Raw genomic sequence first — 23165 nt, 5'->3', positions numbered from 1 at the left:
CGGGCAAGCACGATCGGTCAGATGCCGCGAATGCCGGAAAGATCGTCGAGCTTCTCGCGCAGCCTGCGCTTGACGTCGTCGTCCTGCTGATCCATCGCCGTGACCAGATCCCGAAGGGTCCCGCGCAGACCATGAATCTGGTCCACCAAGTCGATGATGAGATCGACGCCCGCTTCGTTGACGCCCATGCTCCGCGTCAGATCGAGGATGAGCCGTCCACGGGCGACATCGGCATCCCGGAACTCGCGGGTGCCGGTGTGCGCATCGGGGACAAGCCATCCCTGTTCGACCCAGATATCCAGCACGGTGACGTCGATTTTCAGGTAACGGCGGAATTCAAGGTCGTTCATGACTGATCTCCCATGCTCTTTCGCGGATCCTGCGGGTTGGCGGGTGTCCAGCTGTTCATGAAGTCCGTCAGCTGCTGGTCGGGTACGTCGGGCAGGACGATCTTTAGCGACACATAGATGTCGCCGGCGCCTCCGCCGCGCTTCGGCACTCCCTTGCCCTTCAACCGCAAGACCTTGCCGCTGTTGGAATTGGCGGGCAGAGTCAGGTTCACGGCGCCCGATGGCGTCGGCACACGCACCTTGCCGCCCAGCACCGCCTCCGAAAGCGAGATCGGCAGCTCGAAGCGGATGTCATCGCCATCGCGCACATAAAAACGATGCGGCCGGACGTGGATTTCAACCAGCGCATCGCCGGAGGCTGCACCGCCGATGCCCGGATCTCCCTTGCCCTTCAATCTCAAGGTCTGGCCGTCGCGGGTACCTGCCGGTATCTGCAGGTCGATCGCGGGGCCATCAGGCAGTCTGATCTGGGTTTTCGTGCCGTTCACCGCATCGAGGAAGTCCACTTCCATCGAGAAGTGCCTGTCACCGCCTTGCGCGCGGAATTCCCGACCGCCGTGAGCACGCCGGGAAAAGAAGCTCGAGAAGACATCGTCGTTCTCGCCAAAATCGGCAAAGCCGCCGCTGTTGTGATACGGGCCGCTGGCGCCATCCGCGGACGCGTACTCGCGGTAGTAGTTGCGCGGTGCCTGTTCCGCGCCATTGATGTCGATCTCACCCCGGTCGAAACGGCCGCGCTTTTCCTCGTCGCTCAGAATTTCATAGGCAGCGGAGATCTGCTTGAACCGCTCTTCGGCACTCTTGTCTCCGGGATTGAGATCGGGATGTAGTTTCTTGGCAAGCTTGCGAAATGCGCTCTGAATCTCTTTTTGCGTGGCGTCCTTCTTAACGCCGAGAAGCTCGTATGGATCGCGGCTCATAAATGTCTCCGGTTCATCCGGCGGAAATCGCCGGCTTTTGCCGATATATAGGTTGGAGACTTTGCTCCGACGAGAGGCGCCGCGGCGCCCGGCAGTACATCAGTTGCGTTTGAGATTAAGCTCGCTGGTCACGACCTGCTGGCCCGAGTCAGGGTCCTTGTCGATGGTCCGGATACGGATCGCGTCATTGCCGAGCCGCTGGATCGTCATGCTGGCGGTGCGATCGCCATTGATGAGTTTGGACCATGTGACGGCGAGATTGATCGCGTCGCCGCTGCGGCCGCCATTCAGGCTCGATACGCCGCCGGAAGGACCGATGTATTTGCCGGCATAGCGTGTGCCGGTAACGGCTATATTGGCCGACACCGCCCTGGAAACAACGAGAAGCCCCTTGCAGGTCCCATTCATGGAGAGGGCCTGGCCGTCGGCTTTGGATTGGAAATTGCAGCGCAGGTTGATCGGAGAGGAAGCCGTCGTCCGCTTCATCATGCCTCCGCCGGTCCAATCACCGGCAAGCGACTGCAGAAATGGCGCCTCGTTGGCGGCAAAGACGATTTCTGGGAAAGCGATCGCAAGGAAAAGCAAAGCGAGAACCGGCCTGCCAAAGCGTATCATGGCATTCCCCCTTGTGCGATTATGGCTCATAAATGCACAAGGGGGCGCAAAGTTCCCGACTTTCGTCCGGTGGTATGATTAGGCGACGGTCAGGTGCAGGCGCGTCTCGCCATCAAGGACGATTTCGATCGTTCCTGGGGCTTCAAGTTCGATCGCACCGCACAGCGTTCCCGTCGTGACAAGCGCACCCGCCTTGAGCGAACTGTCGGGCCTCAGGCCGTCATTGGCGTAGGCCAAGAGCCAGGTGAGGACGTCGCCCTTGGGATGCTGCGCCGGGGCCTCGTAGATCGACTGTCCGTTCAGCGTAACCTTCAGCGGCGTTCCGCTGGCTGTGTCGATCGCCGATTTGGCGACTGTCGGGCCGAGGACGTAGCCGCTGTTGCCGAGGCGGTCGGCCAGGAAAAGCAGGAACGAATCCTTGCCGCTCTCCTCGATCGCGCTCACCAACAGTTCCGCGCCCAGATGAACCGTGGCAATGGCATCGACCAGTTCAGCCCTGGTGTAGCTGCCATTGTGGCGCACCGGCAGATCCTTTCCGAGGCGCACGGCAATCTCGGCTTCGAACTTGATCCCCTTGTGCCAGGGAATCTGGGCGCCGGAATCCGCCTGGACATAAGGATGCAGGGGAGCGGTAACGGCCTGACCGTCAGGAGAAACCGTCACCTTCCAGGCATTGCTCGCGATCCCCTCATCGGCGGCGAGAAAGTTCTGAGCGTCCATCGCGTGATGCAGATCGCCAGGCAGCGAGAAACTTGCCGTCGGCGCCTGTTTGCCCGCGCGATGCAGGCTGTGGAGCCGGGCTGCCAAGGCGCGGGGATCGAAAGGTGCGGCGGCTGAGCCTGCCATGGTGTGTCTCCTCCATCGTTTTATGAGTCGCCACTCTATCGGCAACGGTCGGATGGGGCGAGGGGATGATTGGAAAGACTGTTATGCCATCGCCGCATACCAGGCGCGGCGATAGGCCGCGAGCCCCGGTATTTCCAAGGGTACGAACTGTCTTTCCGCTCCCGTCGGCGGCTTTACTCCTGTCAGCAAGGCTGCACCCTGGCTGGTGCCGGTGGATCCCGGCACTGCGATGACGGGTCGTCCGGTCAGGGCGGCCAGGATCGTCAGGTAGGTATCGTTGAGCGAGAACGGGCCTTCCACGATGGTCGGGCCGCCGGCGCCGATCAGCTCAAGGCAGGCCTCGTTCATCAGCGCGAGATAGCAGCACATGCCGGCGTAGCGTTCAGCAGCGCTTGCATCCTCGGCGTTGATCCAGCGCGCGGCCTTGCCCGGGAAGGGGCCGGAGCCGGGGGCGATGTTCGGCAGCAGCATCAGACCCTTGCTGATCACCGCGGCAAGCGCTGCAGACGCGTCGTCAGAGGATGCCGGGCCGATCTCTGCCGACAAAATCTCGAATTCCCTACCGCCCATGAAGCGCGAGGAGGGCACGGCGCGACCATAGGCATCGACATTGGCCAGCGCATCGCGCCTGGGGTCGAGATGCTCGAGGTCACCACCGACGCCGAAGTTGATCACCCAGGTGCCGGTCGAGACCACGCAAAAGGGCGCTGGCCGGCTGACGAGATGGGGCAGCAACGACGCGTTTGAATCGTGGATGCCGCAATAGACGGGTACGTTGCCCTTCAGTCCGATGCTGTCGGCAATCTCAGGCAGGACGGGTCCGAGCGCATCGAAGGCGGAACGGATCGGCGCCATCAGGTCGCGAATTCCGAGCGTATCGACGAGCGAGGAATAGCGACCGTCCCTGGGGTTCCAGAGGTCGGTGTGGCAACCAAGCGACGTCACTTCATTCGACAGGACGCCCGTCAGGCGTGCAGCCCAGTACTGCGGATAGGTCACGATGGCGGCGACCCGCGCGAAGTCATCGGCGAAGGCCGTCTTCTGATAATGCAGTTGCGCGCCGACATTCAGCCCCATCGCCTGGTGCGGCGAGAAGGTTTCCTCGAAGGGCGGCCGGAGTTGGGCATAGGCGTCGACGATCTCTTGCGGGTAAGCGTGCTCATAGTCCAGCACCGGCATGGCCAGATCGCCCTTGGCGTCCAGCAACGCCGCCGAGGCGCCGTGGGTCGTGATCGAGATTGCATCGAAGCCGGGCTGCTGCGCAAAGTTCTTGAGAGCGCCAAGCGTGAACGCCCAGAGAGCCTCGATATCGTAATGCGGATAAATGCCGTCCCTGATGACTGTGTTCGGCGTCTTTACCGCAGCAATCTCGGCACCGGTGCTGCCATCGAGAACGACGACCTTCGCATTGGTCTTGCCGATGTCGAGGACGGCGATGCGGCTGTATGTCGGTTTATCGGTCATGGCATGTGGAAGACGGTGACGAGATCGCTCTGGACGGGAGAATTGTCCGGGTTGGTCGCCATGATGTCCCCCATATGCGCCCACCACTTCTTCATGACGGGGTGCTCGGGGAGACTTGCCATGGTGTTGTCGCTCGTGCGCGTCAGAACGCCGAAGAGCGTGTTGGTCTCACGGTCCAGGTGGATCGAGTAGTCGCTGGCGCCGGACTGGTGCAGCAGATCGACCAGTTCCGGCCAGATCTCGTCATGACGCTTCTTGTACTCGGCTTCCATGCCGGGGTTGAGTGTCATCTTGAAGGCGTGCTTTTCCAAGGTCATTTGGAGCTCATGGCTTTGATACGGCGCGCGATGATCGGGATCGCGATGGTGATGATCAGCAGCAGGCCGATGAAGATCGACATGACAATGCCGGGAACGTTGAGGAGGCCGAGACCGAAGGTGACGAGACCCATGACGAAGGCCGCGATGACAACGCCGCCGATCTTGCCGGAACCGCCGAGGATCGAGACGCCACCGAGAACAACCATGGTCACGACTTCAAGCTCCCAGCCCTGCGCGATCGACGGACGGGTCGAGCCGAGACGGGAGGTCAGGCAGACGGATGCGATGCCGCTCATGACGCCGGTCAACACGAAGAGAATGAACTTCACGCGCTCGACCGGGATGCCGGAGAAGCGAGCAGCGAAATCATTGTTGCCGATCGTATAGACCTGACGGCCGAAGTTCGTGGCGTGCAGCAGGATCGCGAATGCGATCGCCAGCACGATGAAGAGCACGAATTCGAAGGAAAAGACCCAGACGACATAGCCCTGGCCGAAGAAGGCGAAATCTTCCGGGTAACCACCATACGCCTGATCGCCGAGGACGATGTAGGAAATGCCGCGAAACAGGCTCATCGTGCCGATGGTCACGACGATAGACGGCAGTTTCAGCACCGAGACCAGGAAGCCATTGAACATGCCACAAAGCAGGCCGACACCGACGCCGATGGCAACGAGGCCGGGCGCTCCGACGCCAGCCTGGGCGGCAGCACCCATGGCGGTCGAGGCGAGCGCGATGATGGCCGCGACCGACAGATCGATCTCACCTGAAATGACGAGCAGCGCCATGGCAAAGGCGATCATCGCCTTTTCAGTGAAGTTGAAGGTCGCGTCGGACAGGTTCCAGGCATCCAGGAAGTAGGGCGATGCCAGCGAATTGAAGATGAAGATCAGGACGGCGACACCGAAGAGGAGGACTTCCCAGCTCGACATGATGCGCTTGAACGGAGTTCCCAAGCGGTCCGGAATGACGCGCTTTTCGCTCGGGGTGGAAACGACGGTGCTCATGCTGCCACCTCTGCTGGGGTCTCGGCTGCGGCCTTGTCACGCAGGATGATGCGGCCGCGATTGCGCTCGCGTCTTGCGTTGAAGACGACGGCGAGGATGATGACGGTGCCGGAGATTGCCATTTGCGTGAACGGCGAGATGCCGATGACGGGCAGTGCGTTCTTGATGACACCGAGGAAGAGGGCGCCGAGCACAGTGCCGATCACGGAGCCAACGCCGCCGGCAATCGAGATGCCGCCGATGACACACGCGGCGACGCTATCGAGCTCGAAGCCGTTGGCGATATCGACATAGGCGACGGCGTAGCGCGACACCCAGAGATAGCTTGCAAGGCCAGCCAGCGCACCTGATAGCACGAAGGCGAGGAATTTCGTCCAGCCGACATCGATACCGGCATAGACGGCCGCGGTCGGATTGCCGCCGGCAGCATAGGTCGAGCGGCCGAACTGGGTGTATTTCAACAGCATGTAGATCAGGGCGACAATGATGATCGCAGCCCAGCTCAGGATCGGCATGCCGAGTACCACCGTGCGCGGCACATTGAGGAATGTCGGCGTCATCTGATGCGCATTCACCCATTCACCGCCGGACAGCACGAAGGCCATGCCGCGATAGATGGTCAGCGTGCCGAGTGTCACGACGATCGGCGGAATTTCAAGCGCCCACACCAGGAAGCCGTTGATCGCGCCGAGAAAGGCGCCAATCAGGACGGCGGCGAGGATCAGCACGATCAGCGGCAGATCCGGATGGGCGGCGTTCAGCATCGCGATCGCCATGCCGGTGAAGGCGAGATTGGCGGCGACGGACAGGTCGATCGACTTGGTCAGGATGACCGTCATCTGCGCAAGCGCCAGGATGATCAGGATCGACGTGTCGTTGAAGATGCCGGCGAGGTTGCCAGGCGTCGCGAAGCCCTGGGCTCGCGTCGAGAAGACCGCGATCATCACCGCAATGATGATGAATAGCAGCGTTTCGCGTTTTTTCAGGAGTCTGGACATGCTGGTATCCTCAAGCGTTACCGGTGGCAGCGCGCACCAGCGTTTCCGGCGTCAGGTCCTTGCGCTCGAAGAGACCGGCAGACAGGCCTTCCTTCATGACAAGAACCCGGTCGGACATTCCGATGATCTCAGGCAGCTCGGACGAGATCATGATGATGGACAGGCCTTCGGCGGCGAGCTCGCTGATGAAACCATGCACCGCAGCCTTAGAGCCGATGTCGATACCCTTGGTCGGCTCGTCGAGAATGATGACCTTTGGCAGCGTTGCCAGCCACTTCCCGATGACAACCTTCTGCTGGTTGCCGCCCGATAGCGTGCCGACGGGAACCGACAGGGCCGCGGCGCGCAGATCGAGACGCTCGGCGTATTTACGGGCAAGCGCGAACTCGTTGGCGGCCTTCAGGAAGCCCTTGCGCGAGGTGCGCCCGAGCGAAGGCAGCGTCATGTTCTGGTAGATCGGCATCGGCAGCGCCAGGCCATGGCGACCACGCTCTTCCGGCACATAGACGATACCGGCCTTGATCGCATCGAGCGGCGAGTTGATGCTGATCTCGCGGCCGTCGAGCGTCAGCTTGCCTGACAGAGGCTTGGTGATGCCGAACAGCGACTGGCAAAGCTCGGAACGACCGGCGCCGATCAGGCCATAGATGCCCAGGATCTCGCCCTTGCGCAGCGTCAGCGAAATATCGCGGAACTCCGTCTGGTGACAGTACTTCTCGACCTGCAGGACCGGCGCGCCGATGGCGACGTCGATCTTCGGGAAAGCATTCTCGACATCGCGGCCGACCATCAGCCGAACGATGTCGTCCTGTGGCGTGGTCTTCAGCTTGCCGTGGCCGACGGCCTTGCCGTCGCGGAACACGACGAAGTTGTCGGCAATCTCGTAGAGTTCGTCGAACTTGTGGCTGATGAAGAGGATCGCCTTGCCCTGTGCCTTCAGGCCTTCGACGATGCGGAAGAGATCGTCGATTTCCTTGCGCGACAGGGCCGCGGTCGGCTCGTCCATGATGACGATGCGGGCCTCGATCGAGAGCGCGCGGGAGATCGCCACGAGATGGCGCTGCGCAATCGAGAGGTCCTTCAGGCGGATCGTCGGATCGATGTTGCTTTCGAGCGAGGTGAGCAGCGCCTTGGCGCGGCTGTTCATCAGCTTCCAGTCGATCGTGCGGAATTTCGTTCTCGGCGCGTGGCCGAGGAAAATGTTTTCGGCAACCGTCAGCTCGTCGAACAGCACGGTTTCCTGATGGATCGCGGTCACGCCTGCGTCGATCGCAGCCTGTGCGTTGGCAAAACTGGTCGGCTTGCCGTCGACGATGATCTCGCCTTCGTTCGGCCGGTAGATGCCGGTCAGGATCTTGACGAGTGTCGACTTGCCGGCGCCGTTTTCGCCGATCAGAGCAGTGACCTTGCCGGGATAGAGCGCGATGCTGACGTTGTCGAGCGCCTTCACGCCGGGGAAGATCTGCGAGATGCCGCGCATCTCCAGGATGGCGGGTGCATCAGCGGCGTTGACGTCCGCGACAGGTTGTTGAAGGGCAGTGTTCATCAGCGTTTACCAGTGTTCAATGGGAAAGTCCCGGCGGCCTGAACCGCCGGGTTTGGTTCGTCCAAGCGAGGCTTAGAAAACCTTCGAGAACTGGTCGATGTTCGAAGCGTTGTAGATGAACGGATCGGCCATTGCGGCTTCGCCCTTTTCATCAACCTTGATCTTGCCCATGCGGCCGGCTTCGATTTCGGTGCCCGGCTTGCCGGTCGCGTCACCCTTTACGAGGTGATAGGCGATCTGCGTTGCGGAGTAGCCGAGGTCGATCGGGTTCCAGATCGCGAATTCCTTCGTCGCACCAGACTTGATCGCACCGGCCATTTCGGACGGCAGGCCAAGACCTGTTACGTAGACCTTGCCGACGAGACCCTTGTCTTCGACAACCTTGGAAGCGGCCAGAACGCCGACCGTCGTCGGAGCGACGATGACCTTGACGTTCGGGTTGGACTTCAGCAGGCCTTCGGCTTCACGATAGGACTTGTCCGAAAGGTCGTCGCCGTAAACGGTGGTGACGAGGTTCATGCCGGCGAAGTCCTTGAGCTGCTTCTTCATCTCACCGATCCAGATGTTCTGGTTCGTCGAGGTGGTGGTTGCAGACAGGATGGCGAAATCGCCCTTGCCGCCTTCCAGGTGGTCCTTGACGAGCGTCAGGCACATCTTGCCGATCAGTTCGTTCGACGACGGGTTCAGCTGCAGGATACGGCCGTCCTTGTTGACACCGGAATCCCAGGAGATGACCTTGATGCCGCGCTGCTTGGCCTTCTTGAGGGCCGGGATGACAGCGTCCGGATCGTTGGCGGAGATCGCGATAGCGTCAACGCCCTGAGCGATCAGCGAGTTGATGACTTCGATCTGGCCTTCGGCCGTCGTCGAGGTCGGGCCGGTGTAGATGACTTCTACGCCGCCGAGTTCCTTGGCTGCTTCCTGTGCGCCCTTGTTGGCGGCTTCGAAGAAGCCGTTACCGAGAGACTTCACCACCAGGCCGATCTTGATGTCCTTGGCGCTTGCAGCGCCTGCCATCAAGGCGACGGCAAAGGCAACGCCTACTGCCAGTGTTTTTGCGAGTTTCATGCTTTATCCTCCCACGTTGTTAAGACTTGAATACATCCTGCCGGTGCCACTCATGCGACCGACGAGGAATCCTCCTTCGCTTGCGAGATCGTGCTCGCAACGACGAGCTTGATACCCGCATCTTCGATCATCCGTCCGGCTTCCTCGGGAATGCCGTCGTCGGTAATGATCGTCGAAACACGGTCGAGCGGGCACAGAATGAGGCTCGACCGGCGGTTAAACTTGCTGGAATCGACCATGACGACGAGTTCGTCGGCCTGGTGCATCAGCTTCTGTTCGCTCTGAATGATCTGCGCGTCGGCTTCCATGATCCCGAGCGGACCGACGCCCTGCGCGCCGATGAAGAAACGGCGCGCATAGAAATTGCGGATCGCGTCATTGTCGAACGGCGACAGGATCAGGCTCTGCTCGCGATAGATCACGCCACCGGGCACGGTAACCGTGTTCTTCGAGTGCTTGACCAGATGCTCGGCGATCGCAAACGAGTTGGTCATGACCTGCATGCGATGGGCGGCCATGAAATGCACCATCTGGAAGGTGGTCGTGCCACCATTGATGATGATCGCATCGCCCGGATCGCACAGATCGACGGCTGCGCGCGCGATTGAGCGTTTTTTATCGATGTTGACTGATTCTGAAACCCGGAAAGGGCGCCCGGCGAGATTCCCGAGCTGTGGCGGATGCACAGCCTCGGCGCCACCCCGCACGCGACGGATCTTCCCCTGCACATGAAGGGCCGCTATGTCACGCCGGATCGTCGCCTCGGAAGCCTCTGTCAATTCGGAAATATCCTGAATCGTGATGACAGACTTTTCCTGAACGGCGCTCAGTATGATGCGATGGCGTTCGCGTTCGTGCATGGGGTTCCTCCTAGCTTGCTTATTTCGCAGTTGTGACAATGTGTCAATCAAAAACGATCAAGAAATTTCATATTGCGCTGCACAATAATCGAATTTGATCGTTTTCGATTGACAATGTCCATTTCGATGAGCGATACCGTCACCGCAAAGGGCGCGGAGTTCGTTCGTGCGTCCAAGAAATTTTACATGGGAGGATGACATGGCGGCAACCGTCCGGCTTCTTGATAATCGTTGGGACGATTCATATGCAGCAGGCCTCGATGAGCCTGGAAAGCTGCTTTATCGCTCGAATCTGCTGGGTGCTGACAAGCGCATCACCAACTATGGCGGCGGCAACACCTCTGCCAAGGTCATGGAAACCGACCCGCTCACCGGCGAGAAGGTCAAGGTTCTCTGGGTCAAGGGTTCGGGCGGCGACGTCGGCACCATCAAGCTCGACGGCTTCGCCACCCTCTACCAAGAAAAGCTCGACTCGCTGAAGGGCATCTACAAGGGCGTTGAAGACGAAGACCGCATGGTCGGCTTCCTCCCGCATTGCACCTACAACCTCAACAGCCGCGCCGCTTCCATCGACACTCCGCTGCATGGTTTCGTGCCCTTCACGCATGTCGACCACATGCATCCCGATGCGATCATCGCAATCGCTGCCTCGAAGAACTCCAAGGAATTGACGCAGCAGATTTTCGGCGCTGATATCGGCTGGCTGCCCTGGCGCCGCCCGGGCTTCCAGCTCGGCCTCGACCTCGAAGCCTTCGTCAAGGCGAACCCGAATTCCAAGGGCGTCGTGCTCGAAAGCCATGGTCTCTTCACCTGGGCGAATGACGCAAAGGCCTGCTACGAGCTGACGCTCGACATCATCAACAAGGCGATCGTCTGGTTTGCCGAGAAGACCGAAGGCAAGACCATTTTCGGCGGCGCCGTCGCCAAGAGCCTTCCGGTTGAAGAGCGCCGTGCCATCGCAGCCCGCCTGATGCCCGAGATTCGCGGCCGCATCGGCAAGGCGGAGCGCAAGCTCGGTCACTTCGACGATCAGGACGCCGTTCTCGAGTTCGTCAACTCGAAGAACTTGGCACCGCTCGGCGCGCTCGGCACCAGCTGCCCGGACCACTTCCTGCGCACCAAGATCCGCCCGCTGATCGTCGACTTCGACCCGGCAAAGCCGGATGTGGATGCGATCGTTGCCGGTCTCGACAAGGCTCTCGAAGACTACCGCGCCGACTACGCGCGCTACTACAACGACTGCAAGCATGACAATTCGCCCGCCATGCGCGATGCGAACCCGGTCATCTTCCTAGTTCCCGGCGTCGGCATGCTGTCCTTTGCTCGCGACAAGGCCACGGCGCGCATCGCCAGCGAGTTTTACGTCAACGCCATCAACGTCATGCGCGGCGCCTCGACCGTTTCGGAGTATCAGGGCCTTCCCGAGCAGGAAGCCTTCGACATTGAATACTGGCTGCTCGAGGAAGCCAAGCTTCAGCGTATGCCGAAGCCGAAGAGCCTGGCCGGCAAGGTTGCCTTCGTCACTGGCGGCGCCGGTGGCATCGGTCGCGCGACGGCTGCCCGCCTGATCGGCGAGGGTGCCTGCGTGGTTCTGGCCGATATCGACCAGGAAGCGCTCGACAACACGAAGGCCGATTTCGCCAAGCAGTTCGGCGCGGATGCCGTTCGTGGCGTCAAGCTCGACGTGACCAAGGAAGACGGCGTGATCTCGTCCTTCGCGGAAGCCTGCGTCGAGTTCGGCGGCGTTGATATCCTCGTGTCCAACGCTGGTATCGCTTCGTCTGCGCCGATCGAAAGCACCGAGCTTTCGATGTGGAACAAGAACATCGACATTCTGGCAACTGGCTATTTCCTCGTGTCGCGCGAAGCCTTCCGCCTTTTCCGCAAGCAGAACCTCGGCGGCAACGTCGTGTTCGTCGCCTCCAAGAACGGCCTGGCATCGTCGCCGAACGCCGCTGCGTATTGCACGGCCAAGGCTGCCGAGATCCATCTCGCCCGTTGCCTGGCGCTTGAAGGCGCGGAAGCTGGCATTCGCGTCAACACTGTCAACCCGGATGCGGTCCTGCGCGGATCGAAGATCTGGAACGGCGAGTGGCGCGAACAGCGTGCGGCATCGTCGAAGATCGAAATCAACGAGCTGGAGGAGCACTACCGCAAGCGCTCCATGCTGAAGCTCAACGTCTTCCCTGAAGACATCGCCGAAGCAATCTACTTCCTGGCGTCGGATCTCTCGGCAAAGTCCACCGGCAACATCATCAACGTCGATGCCGGCAACGCGCAGAGCTTCCCGCGCTAAATCAAGTTGCTGCGGCGGGCGTCATGCCCGCCGCGTCTCATCCAAATATCTCGGGAGGAACTCATGGCCGAGTCCAAAATCGCGCAGGATGTGATTGCGCAGGAAAACGACAAGCGCGCATCCGCGCTCAAATCCGATTATGAAGCGCTGGGCGCCAATCTTTCGCGCCGTGGCGTAGACATTGAAAACATCACGCGCCGCGTCTCCGAATTCTTCGTGGCCGTTCCCTCTTGGGGCGTCGGCACCGGTGGCACGCGCTTTGCCCGCTTCCCGGGCACTGGCGAGCCGCGCGGCATCTTTGACAAGCTCGACGATTGCTCCGTCATCAACGAGCTGACGCGCGCCACGCCGAACGTCTCGCTCCACATTCCGTGGGACAAGACCGACGTCAAGGAATTGAAGGCAAAGGGCGATCAGCTCGGCCTCGGCTTCGACGCGATGAATTCCAACACCTTCTCCGACGCGCCCGGCCAGGCCCATTCCTACAAGTATGGATCGCTCAGCCACACCGACGCGGCAACCCGCGCGCAGGCCATCGAGCACAACATCGAATGCATCGAGATCGGCAAGGCGATCGGCTCCAAGGCGCTGACCGTCTGGGTCGGCGATGGCTCGAACTTCCCGGGCCAGAGCAACTTCACGAAGGCCTTCGAACGCTACCTCGCCTCGATGGCCGACATCTACAAGGCGCTGCCTGACGATTGGAAGCTGTTCTCCGAACACAAGATGTACGAGCCGGCCTTCTACTCGACGGTCGTACAGGACTGGGGCACCAACTACCTGATCGCCCAGACGCTCGGGCCGAAGGCGCACTGCCTTGTCGACCTCGGCCACCATGCGCCGAACACCAACATTGAGATGATCGTTGCCCGCCTGATCCAGTTCGGCAAGCTCGGCGGCTTCCACTTCAACGACTCGAAGTATGGCGACGACGACCTCGATGCCGGTTCGATCGAGCCTTACCGCCTGTTCCTCGTCTTCAACGAACTGGTCGAGGCCGAGCAGCGCGGCGTCAACGACTTCAACCCGGCACACATGATCGACCAGTCGCATAACGTGACCGATCCCATCGAAAGCCTGATCAACAGCGCCAACGAAATCCGCCGCGCCTACGCGCAGGCGCTGATTGTTGACCGCAAGGCTCTCACAGGCTTCCAGGACGAAAATGACGCCCTGATGGCGACAGAGACGCTGAAGCGCGGTTATCGCACCGATGTCGAGCCGATCCTGGCAGAAGCCCGCCGTCGCGCCGGCGGCGCGATCGATCCGGTCGCCACCTACCGCGTCAGCGGCTATCGCAAGAAGGTCGCCGCGGAGCGTCCTGCATCCGTCGGCGGCAGCGGCGGTATCATCTGAGCCTCCCAAGGCCTATCTCGCCGGGCCGCTGCTGAAAAAGCAGTGGCCCGGTTTCGTTTTGGGGAGTGCCCGGTGGCGAGATGTCGAGCCGCCTAGCGGGCTGGGACGGCCGGAGTACTCAGCTAAAGGATGTAGCTGATGGGATCGTTGCTGACGGGATGCGGAAAGACGCCCATCTCCACTCCGAAAACCGACTTCAGCACATCGAACCGCACGATTTCCGCCGGCGTCCCGTGTGCGGAGATTTGGCCGCTCTTCAGGGCGACGATTTCGTCACAATAGCGCGCCGCCAAATTGATATCGTGAAGGACGACGACGATCGTCAGTCCGCGCTCGTGGCTGATCTCTCGCAGGAGAGCCAGAACGCCGTCCTGATGCAGGAGATCGAGGGCTGACGTCGGCTCATCGAGAAGCAGGCATTGCGCATTCTGTGCGAGCATCATCGCAATCCATGCGCGCTGCCTCTCACCGCCCGACATGCTTGCGACGGAACTATCCGCGAAGCGCGCGAGATCGGTCCTATCGATTGCGTCTTCGACCAGCTTGCGGTCGCTGCTCGTGAACCGACCGAGCGTTCCATGCCAGGGGAAACGACCGAGGGCCACCAGTTCGCTGACGGTCATGCCATCGGTGTGCGGGGTAAACTGCGGCATGTAGGCGACCAAGCGCGCGAACGCGCGGCTGCCCCAATTTGTCAAGGCTTCGCCCTGCAGGCTGGCGGTGCCGGACGTCGGTGTGACCTGCCGCGCCATGATCTTCAGAAGCGTGCTCTTGCCGCTGCCGTTCTGGCCCACCAAGCCATAGACGCGTCCGCGCTCAAGTGTCAGGTCTATTCCCGAAAGGATGGTCTTTCCTTCCGCGCGATAGGTAATCTGCGACATGGTGAGGAATGGCGTGGACATGTGCGGTATCTCTAGCTGGCTCTCGGGTGCCGAACACGGCGACTAGCGCTCTGCTAAACTTTACCAACTTTGTCAACTTACCAGTGCTATTCAGCACGCTTTATTGAGTTGGACTCAGCCGATGGCCACGTCCATTGCGCCGAGCCAGCGGCCCTCGAGCCATCAGGCTGTCGCGTAGACGAGGCCCCTGGTTTCGAGGGCGACCGGATAGAAGATCGCGCGGGCTGGGTCAAAGCCATAGTCCCCTTCGAACGTGGCCGCGTCCGCCGCGAGTTTGGCCACCGAGCCGATGATGAAGTCGACCTTTTCGTCCGATAGCAGCACGCTGAAGTTCAGCCGCGTGAAACCGGGCTTCTGCATCTCGTCGCCAGCCAGAATGGCCGACCGGATGCGCTCGGATTGTTGCGCATCGATATCGAGGAGCCGGTGCACGTAAGGTCCAGCGCAGGCGCAGCCTCCGCGTGCCTGTATGCCGAAACGATCGCTGAGCATGCGGGTAATCAGTTGCTGATGCACGTATCCGCCGCTGCCGTTTCTGACACGGAAGGAAAAGATCGGCAGCCGCTCGGGGCCGGGAAGCCCCAGGAGTTCCAGCTGTGGAACGTCGCGCCAGGCCGAAAACGCGCGCTGCGTCAGTTCACGATTGCGCTTCTGCATTCGATCCATGCCGATGGCGTCTTTGACGATGAATGCAAGTGCTGCCCTGATATCGCCGACGACATTCGGCGTGCCTGCTTCTTCGCGTGTCTCCAAGCTGTCGCTGTAGTCATGGCGCTCCGGGCTGACGAACTTGACGGTCCCGCCGCCGGGCCATGATGGTTTTGTCGCGACAATGCTATCACGGCGTACGATCAAGATCCCTGATGCCCCGGGCCCGCCAATGAACTTATGCGGTGACACCGCGATGGCATCGATGTCTGCCGCGTCGCCCGGCGTCATCGATATTGGCAGATACGGGCCGGCGCCCGCGAAGTCCCAGATCATTTTGGCGCCTGCCGCCTTCACCACGCGTGTGATACCGGCGACGTCGCTGGCTATGCCAGAAATGTTCGAGGCTGCGGAGAGCGTGCAGATGGTTGGGCGCGTCGAGGCGCCCCGAAGGGCGTCTTCCAGCTGGGAAAGATCCGGACCGCCGGTCGGAGCCTCGGCCAGTTCGATGATCTCCGCGCCGCTCTCGCGCCAGGGAAGAATGTTGGAATGGTGCTCGTAGGGTCCGATGATGATCCGTACAGCTTTGCCTGCCACGGCGGCCTCGCGCACGCCAAAAAGCGCAACAAGTCGGTTGAGACCGGCGGTCGCACCGGATCCGGTGAAAATCACCGCGTGCTCCTGCGTCGCGCCACAGAACTCGCCGATCATCGCCCGCGCTTCGCGCCGCATCCGGGTCATGAACCCGCCGCAGAACGATGCTTCGGTGTGACTGTTGGCGTAGTAGGGCAGAACCTCCTCAAGCACGAAGGTTTCGATCTGGCGCAGTGCCCGACCGGAAGCAACGTAGTCGGCGTAGACGAGGTTCTTCATCCCATAGGGGCCCTCCACCTGAGCCGTGGCGCCGATCAGGCCGTCGCGCAGGTCGGTCATGACCGAGCCGGCCGCCAAGGCATGGCGAAAACGGGCCAGCGGAGTAGAGTTTTCACCCGGATGACAAGGGACAGCTTGGGCCTGCATTTCGAACGTCCTCCCGCGTGTAGGTATTGACGTCGAATCTAATCTGCTTCAGGCTCAAAAAACTCACCTATTTTTTGGCATTTTTATTACGGATTGGGTCGTATGATCGAGCAGGCGGCAAAAATAGATGTTTTTGATCTGAAGATTTTGACCACGTTGCAGAAGGATTCGGGGCTTTCGCAGCGGGATCTGGCCGCAGCGGTCGGCCTGTCCCAAAATGCATGCTGGCGGCGGCTTCAACGATTGCATTCCATAGGCATGATCCGGGGCTCGCACGCCAACATCGATCTGAGCGCGCTTGGGCTTGATCTGACGGTGTTCGTGATGATCCGCACCCGTCACCATTCCAGGGAATGGATCGAAAGCTTCAGAAAGCACGTCGAACAGCTGCCCGAGGTGATCGATTTCTACAGGATCGGCGGCGACTGGGATTACCTCATCAAGGTCGTGACGAGGGGCATGGCGGGCTACGACACCTTCTACCAGAAGCTCGTCGCAAGCTTCGACCTGGCGACCGTCACGGGCATCTTCTCGATGGAAGCAATCATCAACAACCGGCCGCTCGACCTTAGCCGCATTCGATAGACGCGGCTAACACCTCAACCGGGCCTAATCCAGCATCACCATGAAGGCCGGTATCTGCTCCTCGAAAAACCGCGAGAAGGATGCGATCCGCGGTGGCAAGGCCTGGTAGGGAGGATAATAGAGCGTCAGCCAGAGTTCCGGCGGCGACCAGCCGCGCAGGACATGCACGAGGCGGCCGCTCCTGATGTGCTCGGCGATATTAAATCCCGGCAGCATCGCGACACCCGCACCGTCGGCGGCCATATCGGCAAGAACCTCGCCGTTGTTGGCGCTGAATGCCCGGCCGGCCGCGATGGTGATACTTGAGCCCCCATCTGACAGGACCCAGTTTTCCCGACGGCTCTCGCCGCTATAGGCCAGACAATCATCCGGCGTCAGTTCGCTCGGATGTTCCATTTCCGTGAACCGGCTTCCCGGCGCCGCCACGAGGATCCTGGGCACGACGCGTATCTTTCGCCAGATGGTAAACTTGTCGGAAGGCGCCGACGAGATGCGGATCGCGAGGTCATAGTCGTCGTCGACGATATTGACCAAGCCGTCCGAGAGCGAAATCTCGAAGCACATTTTTGGGTAAAGTTCGCGAAACCCCGATAGAATGGGAGGCAGCACCGTCTTGCCGAACCAGGTCGGCGCGCTGATCCGCAGTCGCCCCTGGTCGGCCTTGTGGGCGTTCTTGACGTCACGTCGAGCGCTCTCGAGCGCTTCGACCGCCGGCTGGATCTGTGCGGCAAACACCGCACCATCCGTTGTCAACGACACTTGGCGGGTCGTACGCACGAACAGCTGGACGCCAAGGTCGTCTTCCAGTGCCGCGATCGCTCGCGTGACGGCCGCCGGGGTCATGTCAAGTTCGCGGGCGACCTGCGCGAAGTTGCGCTTCTCGGCGGCCAGCAGGAAGGTTTTCAGGGCTTTATAGTCATTCATCTCGATTATTTCAAAAAACGCAATTCAATCGAGAGAAATATTGCAATTCCGGCGATCAATCAACCCGCCTATATCTCTGTACATCGAAACGGCAACGCAGAAAGGCACGGGCCATGATCAAGGATATCAAGGGACTGCATCACGTCACCTCCATGGCGTCGGATGCGCAGCAGAACAACAAGTTCTTCACCAACACGCTCGGCCTTCGCCGGGTAAAGAAGACCGTCAACTTCGACGAACCCAGCGTCTACCACCTCTACTACGGCGACGAAAATGGTACGCCCGGCACGGTCATGACGTACTTTCCGTTCCCGCACATGATGACGGGCCGACCGGGTGTTGGCGAGGTTGGCGAAACCCAGTTCTCCATCCCCAAGGGTTCGCTGGCCTTCTGGAAGGAGCGCCTCATCGCTCAGAACGTCGGCGGCCTCCAGACAGACACGGTCTTCGGCGATAACCGGCTGCGGTTCATCGGTCCTGACGGCGACGGCTTCGCTCTGGTCGAGAAGAACGACGATAGCAGGGCGCCATGGCTGGCAGAGGGCATTTCCGCAGACAACGCGATCCGCGGCTTTTCAGGCGCTCGCTTCAACCTTCGCGATACGGCCGCAACCGAAGAGCTCCTGAGCTTCATGGGCTATGAGCGCGCCGATGCCGAGGCCGACGTCAAGCGGTTCATCATCCCGGGCGGCAACGGTGCCGATACGATCGACCTTGCGACCCTTCCCAACACGCCGTTTGCGCGCCAGGGTGCCGGCTCGGTTCATCACATCGCCTTTGCGGTCGATAACCGAGAAAAGCAGCTCGAAGTGCGCAAGGCTCTGATGGACACGGGCTACCAGGTAACACCGGTCATCGATCGCGATTACTTCTGGGCCATCTACTTCCGGACGCCCGGCGGGATCCTGTTCGAGATCGCCACCAACGAACCCGGTTTCGACCGCGACGAGGATACCGCTCACCTCGGCGAAGCACTGAAGCTGCCGAACCGGTATGAGCCATTCCGCGACAAGATCGAGGCCAGCCTGGCTCCGCTTGCCGCATAACGTCCGGCGCATCTGATTAGCGCCAGCAAACAAGATATAGTCTGCCTTTGACAGGCTGCCTGAGGGCAGGCAGCCGACCACCGAAGGCTTGTCATTTTCAAATGCCAAACATGGCACCAAAATCTAAATGGAGTAGTCAAATGTCCAAGCTCGAAGTCCTGACCCCCGCAAACAGCCAGCTCATCTTCATCGACCAGCAGCCGCAGATGGCCTTCGGCGTACAATCGATCGACCGCCAGACGCTCAAGAACAACGTCGTCGGTCTCGCCAAGGCGGCCAGGATCTTCGATATTCCAACCACCATCACCACCGTGGAAACGGGGTCCTTCTCGGGCCACACCTATCCGGAACTGCTCGCCGTATACCCGGAGAATGACATTCTCGAGCGCACGTCGATGAACTCCTGGGATGACCAGAACGTCCGCGATGCGCTGGCGCATAATGCCGCGAGCGGCCGCAAGAAGATTATCGTTTCGGGCCTCTGGACCGAAGTCTGCAACACGACGTTCGCCCTGTCTGCCCTGCACGACGTACCCGATTATGAGATCTACATGGTTGCCGACGCCTCCGGCGGAACCTCTGCCGACGCACACAAATATGCGATGGACCGCATGGTCCAGGCCGGTGTCATTCCGGTCACCTGGCAGCAGGTCCTGCTCGAATGGCAGCGCGACTGGGCTCGGCGGGAAACCTACGATGCGGTTACGGCCCTGGTGAAAGAACATTCCGGCGCCTACGGCATGGGTATCGATTACGCCTACACCATGGTTCACAAGGCCGCCGAGCGGGTCACGCACGGCAAGCGCATCGGGCCGAACCCCGCAAAGTAAGCATTTTAGGAAAGCCGCTCTGACGAGAATACCGTCAGAGCGGCAGCCGTTTCACATCAGGAAAAATGTCATGAAACTCTACCTCATGTCGCTTGGCGCCGGGTTGCTGGTCGGTATTGTCTACAGCCTTCTCAACGTTCGTTCGCCAGCGCCGCCGGTCATAGCCCTGATCGGTCTTCTGGGTATCCTCGTCGGCGAGCAGATCATTCCCCTCGCAAAAAGCCTGTGGGGCAGGGAGCCGGCCGTCGTCTCCTGGATTGGCCAGGTCAAGCCTCACATGTTCGGCCATCTGCCGAAGGCAGAAAACCGTGATGACGTTGTCGTGTCTCGCCAAGCGCGGCCCAACTCTGATAGCTGACGCGGCAGGAGGAGATTCGTCTTGCGGCAGGTGTGTGCCCGGCGCAAGGCTTTGATTTCAATCTTAATAATGAAGCCTGGAGCATATCTCATGTTCGCCGACCTCATACTCCACCACGGTCTTTTCACAACGCTCGATCGCAGCAATCCAACCGCAAGTGCCGTCGCCATCAAGGACGGGACATTCCTGGCCGTCGGTGGCGACAAGGAGATCATGGCTCATGCCGGTCCCGATACGAAGGTCATCGACCTGAAGGGCAAGCGCGTGCTTCCCGGGCTGATCGACAACCACACCCACGTCGTTCGCGGCGGGCTGAACTTCAACATGGAGCTGCGCTGGGACGGCGTGCGGTCGCTTGCCGACGCGATGGACATGCTGAAGCGTCAGGTCGAGATCACGCCGGCGCCGCAATGGGTGCGCGTGGTTGGCGGCTTCACCGAGCACCAGTTCGTCGAGAAGCGTCTTCCCACGATCGACGAGATCAACGCCATCGCGCCCGACACCCCGGTGTTCCTTCTGCATCTCTACGACCGGGCGCTGCTGAACGGCGCAGCCCTCCGCGCGGTTGGCTACACCAGGGATACACCAAACCCGCCGGGCGGCGAGATCACTCGCGACGCCAACGGCAATCCGACCGGGATGCTGCTCGCCAAGCCGAATGCCGGCATTCTCTACTCGACGCTTGCCAAGGGGCCGAAGCTGCCTTTCGAGTATCAGGTCAATTCGACGCGCCACTTCATGCGCGAACTCAACCGTCTCGGTGTCACCGGCGTCATCGATGCGGGGGGCGGCTTCCAGAATTATCCCGACGACTACGAAGTCATCCAGACGCTGTCTGACGAAGGCCAGATGACCGTTCGGCTCGCCTACAATCTCTTCACCCAGAAGCCGAAGGCCGAGAAGGAGGACTTTCTCAACTGGACGTCTTCGGTCAAATACAAGCAGGGAACCGATTACTTCCGGCACAACGGCGCCGGCGAAATGCTCGTCTTCTCCGCCGCCGACTTCGAAGACTTCCGCCAGCCACGCCCTGACATGCCGCCGGAGATGGAAGGTGAACTCGAGGAGGTTGTGCGCGTTCTCGCCGAGAACCGCTGGCCATGGCGCCTTCACGCCACCTACGACGAGACGATTTCGCGAGCGCTTGATGTGTTCGAGAAGGTGAACCAGGACATTCCGCTCGAAGGCCTCAATTGGTTCTTCGATCATGCCGAAACGATCTCCGACCACTCGATCGACCGCATCGCGGCGCTTGGCGGCGGCATCGCCACCCAGCACCGCATGGCGTACCAGGGCGAATATTTCGTCGAGCGCTACGGCCACGGCGTGGCAGAGGCCACACCGCCGATCGCGCGCATGCTTGAGAAGGGCGTCAATGTCTCTGCCGGCACGGACGCGACCCGCGTCGCCTCCTATAATCCCTGGGTCTCGCTTTCCTGGATGATTACCGGCAAGACGGTGGGCGGCATGCAGCTTTACCCGCGCGCCAACTGCCTCGACCGCGAAACGGCGCTGCGCATGTGGACAGAGAAGGTCACCTGGTTCTCGAACGAAGAGGGAAAGAAGGGCAGGATCGAAAAGGGCCAGTTCGCCGACCTCGTCGTGCCGAGCAAGGACTTCTTCGCCTGTGCGGAAGATGAGATCTCCTTCCTGACAGCGGATCTGACCATGGTTGGCGGCAAGATCGTCTACGGCGCCGGTGACTTCAAGGCACTCGACGAAAGCAATATTCCCCCAGCCATGCCCGATTGGTCACCTGTTCGCCGGTTCGGCGGCTACGCTGCCTGGGGCGAGCCGGAAGGCGCGGGACGACACTCGCTGCGCCGCACGGCGATCGCCTCTTGCGGCTGCGCCAATGATTGTGGTGTCCATGGCCACGATCACGCAGGCGCCTGGACGTCAAAGTTGCCGATCTCGGACCTCAAGGGCTTCTTCGGGGCGCTCGGCTGCTCCTGCTGGGCGGTGTAAACCGAGCGAACTCGTTATGAGGCTTACCGAACGGGCAGCAGATCGCTGCCCGTTTTTTGCTTTCCGTGCCCGCGCCGACAAGCGATCCGTTGAGTTCAAACGACTATTGCGTAATTCGCAATTAAATCGAAACTATTGATGCAATTGTTGTCGGCAATCTTTCAGGCCAATATCACTCCATCAGACGAACACAGCGCCGCTTCAAACAAGCAGCGAAGATCGCAGGAGCAGAAAATGACCAACCATTCTTTATCTCTTACTCGCCGCCACGCACTGCTTTCTGGAGCTGCCGTTGCCGCTTCCATTGCATTTCCTCAGTTCAACTCCGCCGCCAACGCGGCTTCCTCCTCTACCTCCACCTCAATCGAAGGAAACAAGACCATGGGCTTTATCACCACCAAAGACGGCACCGAAATCTTCTACAAGGACTGGGGTTCCAAGGACGCTCAGCCGATCATGTTCCATCATGGCTGGCCACTGTCGTCGGACGACTGGGATGCGCAGATGCTGTTCTTCCTCTCCAAGGGCTACCGCGTTATTGCTCACGATCGCCGCGGCCACGGCCGCTCGGCTCAGGTCTCCGACGGCCATGACATGGATCACTATGCCTCGGACGCCTTCGCGGTCGTCGAGGCCCTCGACCTCAAGAACGTCATCCATATCGGACACTCGACAGGTGGTGGCGAAGTCGCCCGCTATGTCGCCAAACACGGCGAGCCGGCCGGTCGCGTCGCCAAGGCTGTTCTGGTTTCCGCCGTTCCGCCGCTGATGCTGAAGACGGACGCCAATCCTGAAGGCCTGCCGATCGAGGTCTTCGATGGTTTCCGTGCAGCCCTTGCCGCAAACCGCGCGCAGTTCTTCCGCGATGTTCCGGCAGGACCGTTCTACGGCTTCAACCGCGACGGCGCCAAGGTTCAGGAGGGCGTTATCCAGAATTGGTGGCGGCAGGGCATGATGGGCGGCGCCAAGGCGCATTATGACGGCATCAAGGCCTTTTCCGAAACGGACCAGACCGACGACCTGAAGTCGATCTCCGTCCCGACGCTCGTCCTGCACGGCGAGGATGACCAGATCGTACCGATTGCCGACTCTGCTCTGAAATCTGCGAAGCTTCTGAAGAACAGCACGCTGAAGACCTATCCCGGCTTCTCGCATGGCATGCTGACTGTCAATGCCGACGTGCTGAACGCAGATCTTCTGGCTTTCATCAAGGCATAACAACCCAAGCATTGGTCCGC

22 protein-coding genes are annotated in these 23165 nt (G+C 60.6%); 8 read left to right on the top strand and 14 right to left on the bottom strand.

The genetic code is table 11. The features are described from left to right. Positions 1–17 precede the first annotated feature (17 nt). The 11 genes from QTL94_RS20730 to QTL94_RS20680 all read right to left on the bottom strand — a co-directional run bounded on the left by QTL94_RS20730 (position 18) and on the right by QTL94_RS20680 (position 9994). A complete protein-coding gene (locus QTL94_RS20730; protein ID WP_065692129.1) occupies positions 18–350 on the bottom strand; it encodes a chaperone modulator CbpM in 333 nt (110 codons plus the stop codon). Beyond that, complete coding sequence (locus tag QTL94_RS20725; RefSeq protein ID WP_065692130.1) at positions 347–1270, bottom strand: DnaJ C-terminal domain-containing protein; 924 nt, start codon at positions 1268–1270, stop codon at positions 347–349. Before QTL94_RS20725 ends, QTL94_RS20730 begins: the two co-directional genes overlap by 4 nt. A gap of 99 nt (positions 1271–1369) precedes the next feature. Continuing rightward, positions 1370–1885, bottom strand: a complete 516-nt coding sequence (locus QTL94_RS20720; RefSeq protein WP_244499503.1) for a hypothetical protein — start codon at positions 1883–1885, stop codon at positions 1370–1372. Between the two features lie 78 nt (positions 1886–1963). Continuing rightward, positions 1964–2731 carry a fumarylacetoacetate hydrolase family protein gene (locus QTL94_RS20715; RefSeq protein ID WP_065692131.1) on the bottom strand — a complete coding sequence of 256 codons (768 nt, stop codon included), beginning with the start codon at positions 2729–2731 and terminating at the stop codon, positions 1964–1966. Between the two features lie 81 nt (positions 2732–2812). Beyond that, entirely contained in the window at positions 2813–4195 is a 1383-nt protein-coding gene (locus tag QTL94_RS20710; RefSeq protein ID WP_289803075.1) for an FGGY-family carbohydrate kinase, read from the bottom strand. Continuing rightward, the gene (gene rhaM, locus QTL94_RS20705; protein ID WP_065692133.1) at positions 4192–4512 is read right to left on the bottom strand and encodes an L-rhamnose mutarotase; all 321 of its coding nucleotides are present in this window, start codon (positions 4510–4512) and stop codon (positions 4192–4194) included. The genes QTL94_RS20710 and rhaM overlap by 4 nt, the downstream gene beginning before the upstream one ends. Then, positions 4509–5522: an ABC transporter permease gene (locus QTL94_RS20700; RefSeq protein WP_065692134.1), complete on the bottom strand. Its 1014-nt coding sequence runs from the start codon at positions 5520–5522 to the stop codon at positions 4509–4511. The genes rhaM and QTL94_RS20700 overlap by 4 nt, the downstream gene beginning before the upstream one ends. Beyond that, entirely contained in the window at positions 5519–6520 is a 1002-nt protein-coding gene (locus QTL94_RS20695) for an ABC transporter permease (RefSeq protein WP_065692135.1), read from the bottom strand. Before QTL94_RS20695 ends, QTL94_RS20700 begins: the two co-directional genes overlap by 4 nt. 10 nt (positions 6521–6530) lie before the next feature. After that, the gene (locus tag QTL94_RS20690; protein WP_065692136.1) at positions 6531–8066 is read right to left on the bottom strand and encodes a sugar ABC transporter ATP-binding protein; all 1536 of its coding nucleotides are present in this window, start codon (positions 8064–8066) and stop codon (positions 6531–6533) included. 72 nt (positions 8067–8138) lie between these two features. Continuing rightward, on the bottom strand, positions 8139–9134 hold the full coding sequence (rhaS, locus tag QTL94_RS20685) for a rhamnose ABC transporter substrate-binding protein (protein ID WP_056813430.1): 996 nt from the start codon (positions 9132–9134) through the stop codon (positions 8139–8141). A 50-nt stretch (positions 9135–9184) separates the two neighbouring features. Then, positions 9185–9994 carry a DeoR/GlpR family DNA-binding transcription regulator gene (locus QTL94_RS20680; protein WP_065692137.1) on the bottom strand — a complete coding sequence of 270 codons (810 nt, stop codon included), beginning with the start codon at positions 9992–9994 and terminating at the stop codon, positions 9185–9187. Between the two features lie 199 nt (positions 9995–10193). Here QTL94_RS20680 and QTL94_RS20675 point away from each other — a divergent pair, with 199 nt between their 5' ends. After that, positions 10194–12290: a bifunctional rhamnulose-1-phosphate aldolase/short-chain dehydrogenase gene (locus QTL94_RS20675; RefSeq protein WP_065692138.1), complete on the top strand. Its 2097-nt coding sequence runs from the start codon at positions 10194–10196 to the stop codon at positions 12288–12290. Positions 12291–12353: 63 nt separating this feature from the next. Next, the gene (gene rhaI / locus QTL94_RS20670; protein WP_065692139.1) at positions 12354–13646 is read left to right on the top strand and encodes an L-rhamnose catabolism isomerase; all 1293 of its coding nucleotides are present in this window, start codon (positions 12354–12356) and stop codon (positions 13644–13646) included. A gap of 122 nt (positions 13647–13768) precedes the next feature. Here rhaI and QTL94_RS20665 read toward each other — a convergent pair whose 3' ends face one another. Both QTL94_RS20665 and QTL94_RS20660 read right to left on the bottom strand, forming a co-directional pair. Further along, entirely contained in the window at positions 13769–14548 is a 780-nt protein-coding gene (locus QTL94_RS20665; RefSeq protein WP_065692140.1) for an ABC transporter ATP-binding protein, read from the bottom strand. A gap of 162 nt (positions 14549–14710) precedes the next feature. Next, positions 14711–16216 carry an aminotransferase class V-fold PLP-dependent enzyme gene (locus QTL94_RS20660; RefSeq protein ID WP_289803074.1) on the bottom strand — a complete coding sequence of 502 codons (1506 nt, stop codon included), beginning with the start codon at positions 16214–16216 and terminating at the stop codon, positions 14711–14713. A 102-nt stretch (positions 16217–16318) separates the two neighbouring features. Here QTL94_RS20660 and QTL94_RS20655 point away from each other — a divergent pair, with 102 nt between their 5' ends. Continuing rightward, positions 16319–16801: an Lrp/AsnC family transcriptional regulator gene (locus QTL94_RS20655; RefSeq protein ID WP_065692141.1), complete on the top strand. Its 483-nt coding sequence runs from the start codon at positions 16319–16321 to the stop codon at positions 16799–16801. A 24-nt stretch (positions 16802–16825) separates the two neighbouring features. Here the strand turns inward: QTL94_RS20655 and QTL94_RS20650 are convergent, their stop codons facing one another. Continuing rightward, the gene (locus QTL94_RS20650; RefSeq protein WP_065692142.1) at positions 16826–17725 is read right to left on the bottom strand and encodes a LysR family transcriptional regulator; all 900 of its coding nucleotides are present in this window, start codon (positions 17723–17725) and stop codon (positions 16826–16828) included. Between the two features lie 113 nt (positions 17726–17838). On the opposite strand from QTL94_RS20650, the gene QTL94_RS20645 reads away from it, so the two are divergent. From QTL94_RS20645 to QTL94_RS20625, 5 genes are all read left to right on the top strand, one after another. Continuing rightward, the gene (locus tag QTL94_RS20645; RefSeq protein WP_065692143.1) at positions 17839–18771 is read left to right on the top strand and encodes a VOC family protein; all 933 of its coding nucleotides are present in this window, start codon (positions 17839–17841) and stop codon (positions 18769–18771) included. A gap of 140 nt (positions 18772–18911) precedes the next feature. Continuing rightward, positions 18912–19601 carry a hydrolase gene (locus QTL94_RS20640; RefSeq protein ID WP_065692144.1) on the top strand — a complete coding sequence of 230 codons (690 nt, stop codon included), beginning with the start codon at positions 18912–18914 and terminating at the stop codon, positions 19599–19601. 70 nt (positions 19602–19671) lie between these two features. Further along, a complete protein-coding gene (locus QTL94_RS20635; protein ID WP_065692145.1) occupies positions 19672–19959 on the top strand; it encodes a XapX domain-containing protein in 288 nt (95 codons plus the stop codon). A 90-nt stretch (positions 19960–20049) separates the two neighbouring features. Further along, positions 20050–21927, top strand: coding sequence for an amidohydrolase (locus tag QTL94_RS20630; RefSeq protein WP_289803073.1), 1878 nt, complete (start codon positions 20050–20052; stop codon positions 21925–21927). 381 nt (positions 21928–22308) lie between these two features. Further along, positions 22309–23145, top strand: a complete 837-nt coding sequence (locus tag QTL94_RS20625) for an alpha/beta fold hydrolase (RefSeq protein ID WP_502944168.1) — start codon at positions 22309–22311, stop codon at positions 23143–23145. Positions 23146–23165: the final 20 nt, after the last annotated feature.

This window comes from Rhizobium sp. S96 (genome assembly GCF_030382195.1).
Lineage (GTDB): Bacteria > Pseudomonadota > Alphaproteobacteria > Rhizobiales > Rhizobiaceae > Rhizobium.
This window is presented reverse-complemented; position numbering and strand designations above follow the sequence as displayed.

What these genes read in the sequence shown, in the direction of transcription:
- QTL94_RS20730 (WP_065692129.1), bottom strand. Translation starts at nt 350, where the DNA reads ATGAACGACCTTGAATTCCGCCGTTACCTGAAAATCGACGTCACCGTG.
- QTL94_RS20725 (WP_065692130.1), bottom strand. Translation starts at nt 1,270, where the DNA reads ATGAGCCGCGATCCATACGAGCTTCTCGGCGTTAAGAAGGACGCCACG.
- QTL94_RS20720 (WP_244499503.1), bottom strand. Translation starts at nt 1,885, where the DNA reads ATGATACGCTTTGGCAGGCCGGTTCTCGCTTTGCTTTTCCTTGCGATC.
- QTL94_RS20715 (WP_065692131.1), bottom strand. Translation starts at nt 2,731, where the DNA reads ATGGCAGGCTCAGCCGCCGCACCTTTCGATCCCCGCGCCTTGGCAGCC.
- QTL94_RS20710 (WP_289803075.1), bottom strand. Translation starts at nt 4,195, where the DNA reads ATGACCGATAAACCGACATACAGCCGCATCGCCGTCCTCGACATCGGC.
- rhaM (WP_065692133.1), bottom strand. Translation starts at nt 4,512, where the DNA reads ATGACCTTGGAAAAGCACGCCTTCAAGATGACACTCAACCCCGGCATG.
- QTL94_RS20700 (WP_065692134.1), bottom strand. Translation starts at nt 5,522, where the DNA reads ATGAGCACCGTCGTTTCCACCCCGAGCGAAAAGCGCGTCATTCCGGAC.
- QTL94_RS20695 (WP_065692135.1), bottom strand. Translation starts at nt 6,520, where the DNA reads ATGTCCAGACTCCTGAAAAAACGCGAAACGCTGCTATTCATCATCATT.
- QTL94_RS20690 (WP_065692136.1), bottom strand. Translation starts at nt 8,066, where the DNA reads ATGAACACTGCCCTTCAACAACCTGTCGCGGACGTCAACGCCGCTGAT.
- rhaS (WP_056813430.1), bottom strand. Translation starts at nt 9,134, where the DNA reads ATGAAACTCGCAAAAACACTGGCAGTAGGCGTTGCCTTTGCCGTCGCC.
- QTL94_RS20680 (WP_065692137.1), bottom strand. Translation starts at nt 9,994, where the DNA reads ATGCACGAACGCGAACGCCATCGCATCATACTGAGCGCCGTTCAGGAA.
- QTL94_RS20675 (WP_065692138.1), top strand. Translation starts at nt 10,194, where the DNA reads ATGGCGGCAACCGTCCGGCTTCTTGATAATCGTTGGGACGATTCATAT.
- rhaI (WP_065692139.1), top strand. Translation starts at nt 12,354, where the DNA reads ATGGCCGAGTCCAAAATCGCGCAGGATGTGATTGCGCAGGAAAACGAC.
- QTL94_RS20665 (WP_065692140.1), bottom strand. Translation starts at nt 14,548, where the DNA reads ATGTCCACGCCATTCCTCACCATGTCGCAGATTACCTATCGCGCGGAA.
- QTL94_RS20660 (WP_289803074.1), bottom strand. Translation starts at nt 16,216, where the DNA reads ATGCAGGCCCAAGCTGTCCCTTGTCATCCGGGTGAAAACTCTACTCCG.
- QTL94_RS20655 (WP_065692141.1), top strand. Translation starts at nt 16,319, where the DNA reads ATGATCGAGCAGGCGGCAAAAATAGATGTTTTTGATCTGAAGATTTTG.
- QTL94_RS20650 (WP_065692142.1), bottom strand. Translation starts at nt 17,725, where the DNA reads ATGAATGACTATAAAGCCCTGAAAACCTTCCTGCTGGCCGCCGAGAAG.
- QTL94_RS20645 (WP_065692143.1), top strand. Translation starts at nt 17,839, where the DNA reads ATGATCAAGGATATCAAGGGACTGCATCACGTCACCTCCATGGCGTCG.
- QTL94_RS20640 (WP_065692144.1), top strand. Translation starts at nt 18,912, where the DNA reads ATGTCCAAGCTCGAAGTCCTGACCCCCGCAAACAGCCAGCTCATCTTC.
- QTL94_RS20635 (WP_065692145.1), top strand. Translation starts at nt 19,672, where the DNA reads ATGAAACTCTACCTCATGTCGCTTGGCGCCGGGTTGCTGGTCGGTATT.
- QTL94_RS20630 (WP_289803073.1), top strand. Translation starts at nt 20,050, where the DNA reads ATGTTCGCCGACCTCATACTCCACCACGGTCTTTTCACAACGCTCGAT.
- QTL94_RS20625 (WP_502944168.1), top strand. Translation starts at nt 22,309, where the DNA reads ATGGGCTTTATCACCACCAAAGACGGCACCGAAATCTTCTACAAGGAC.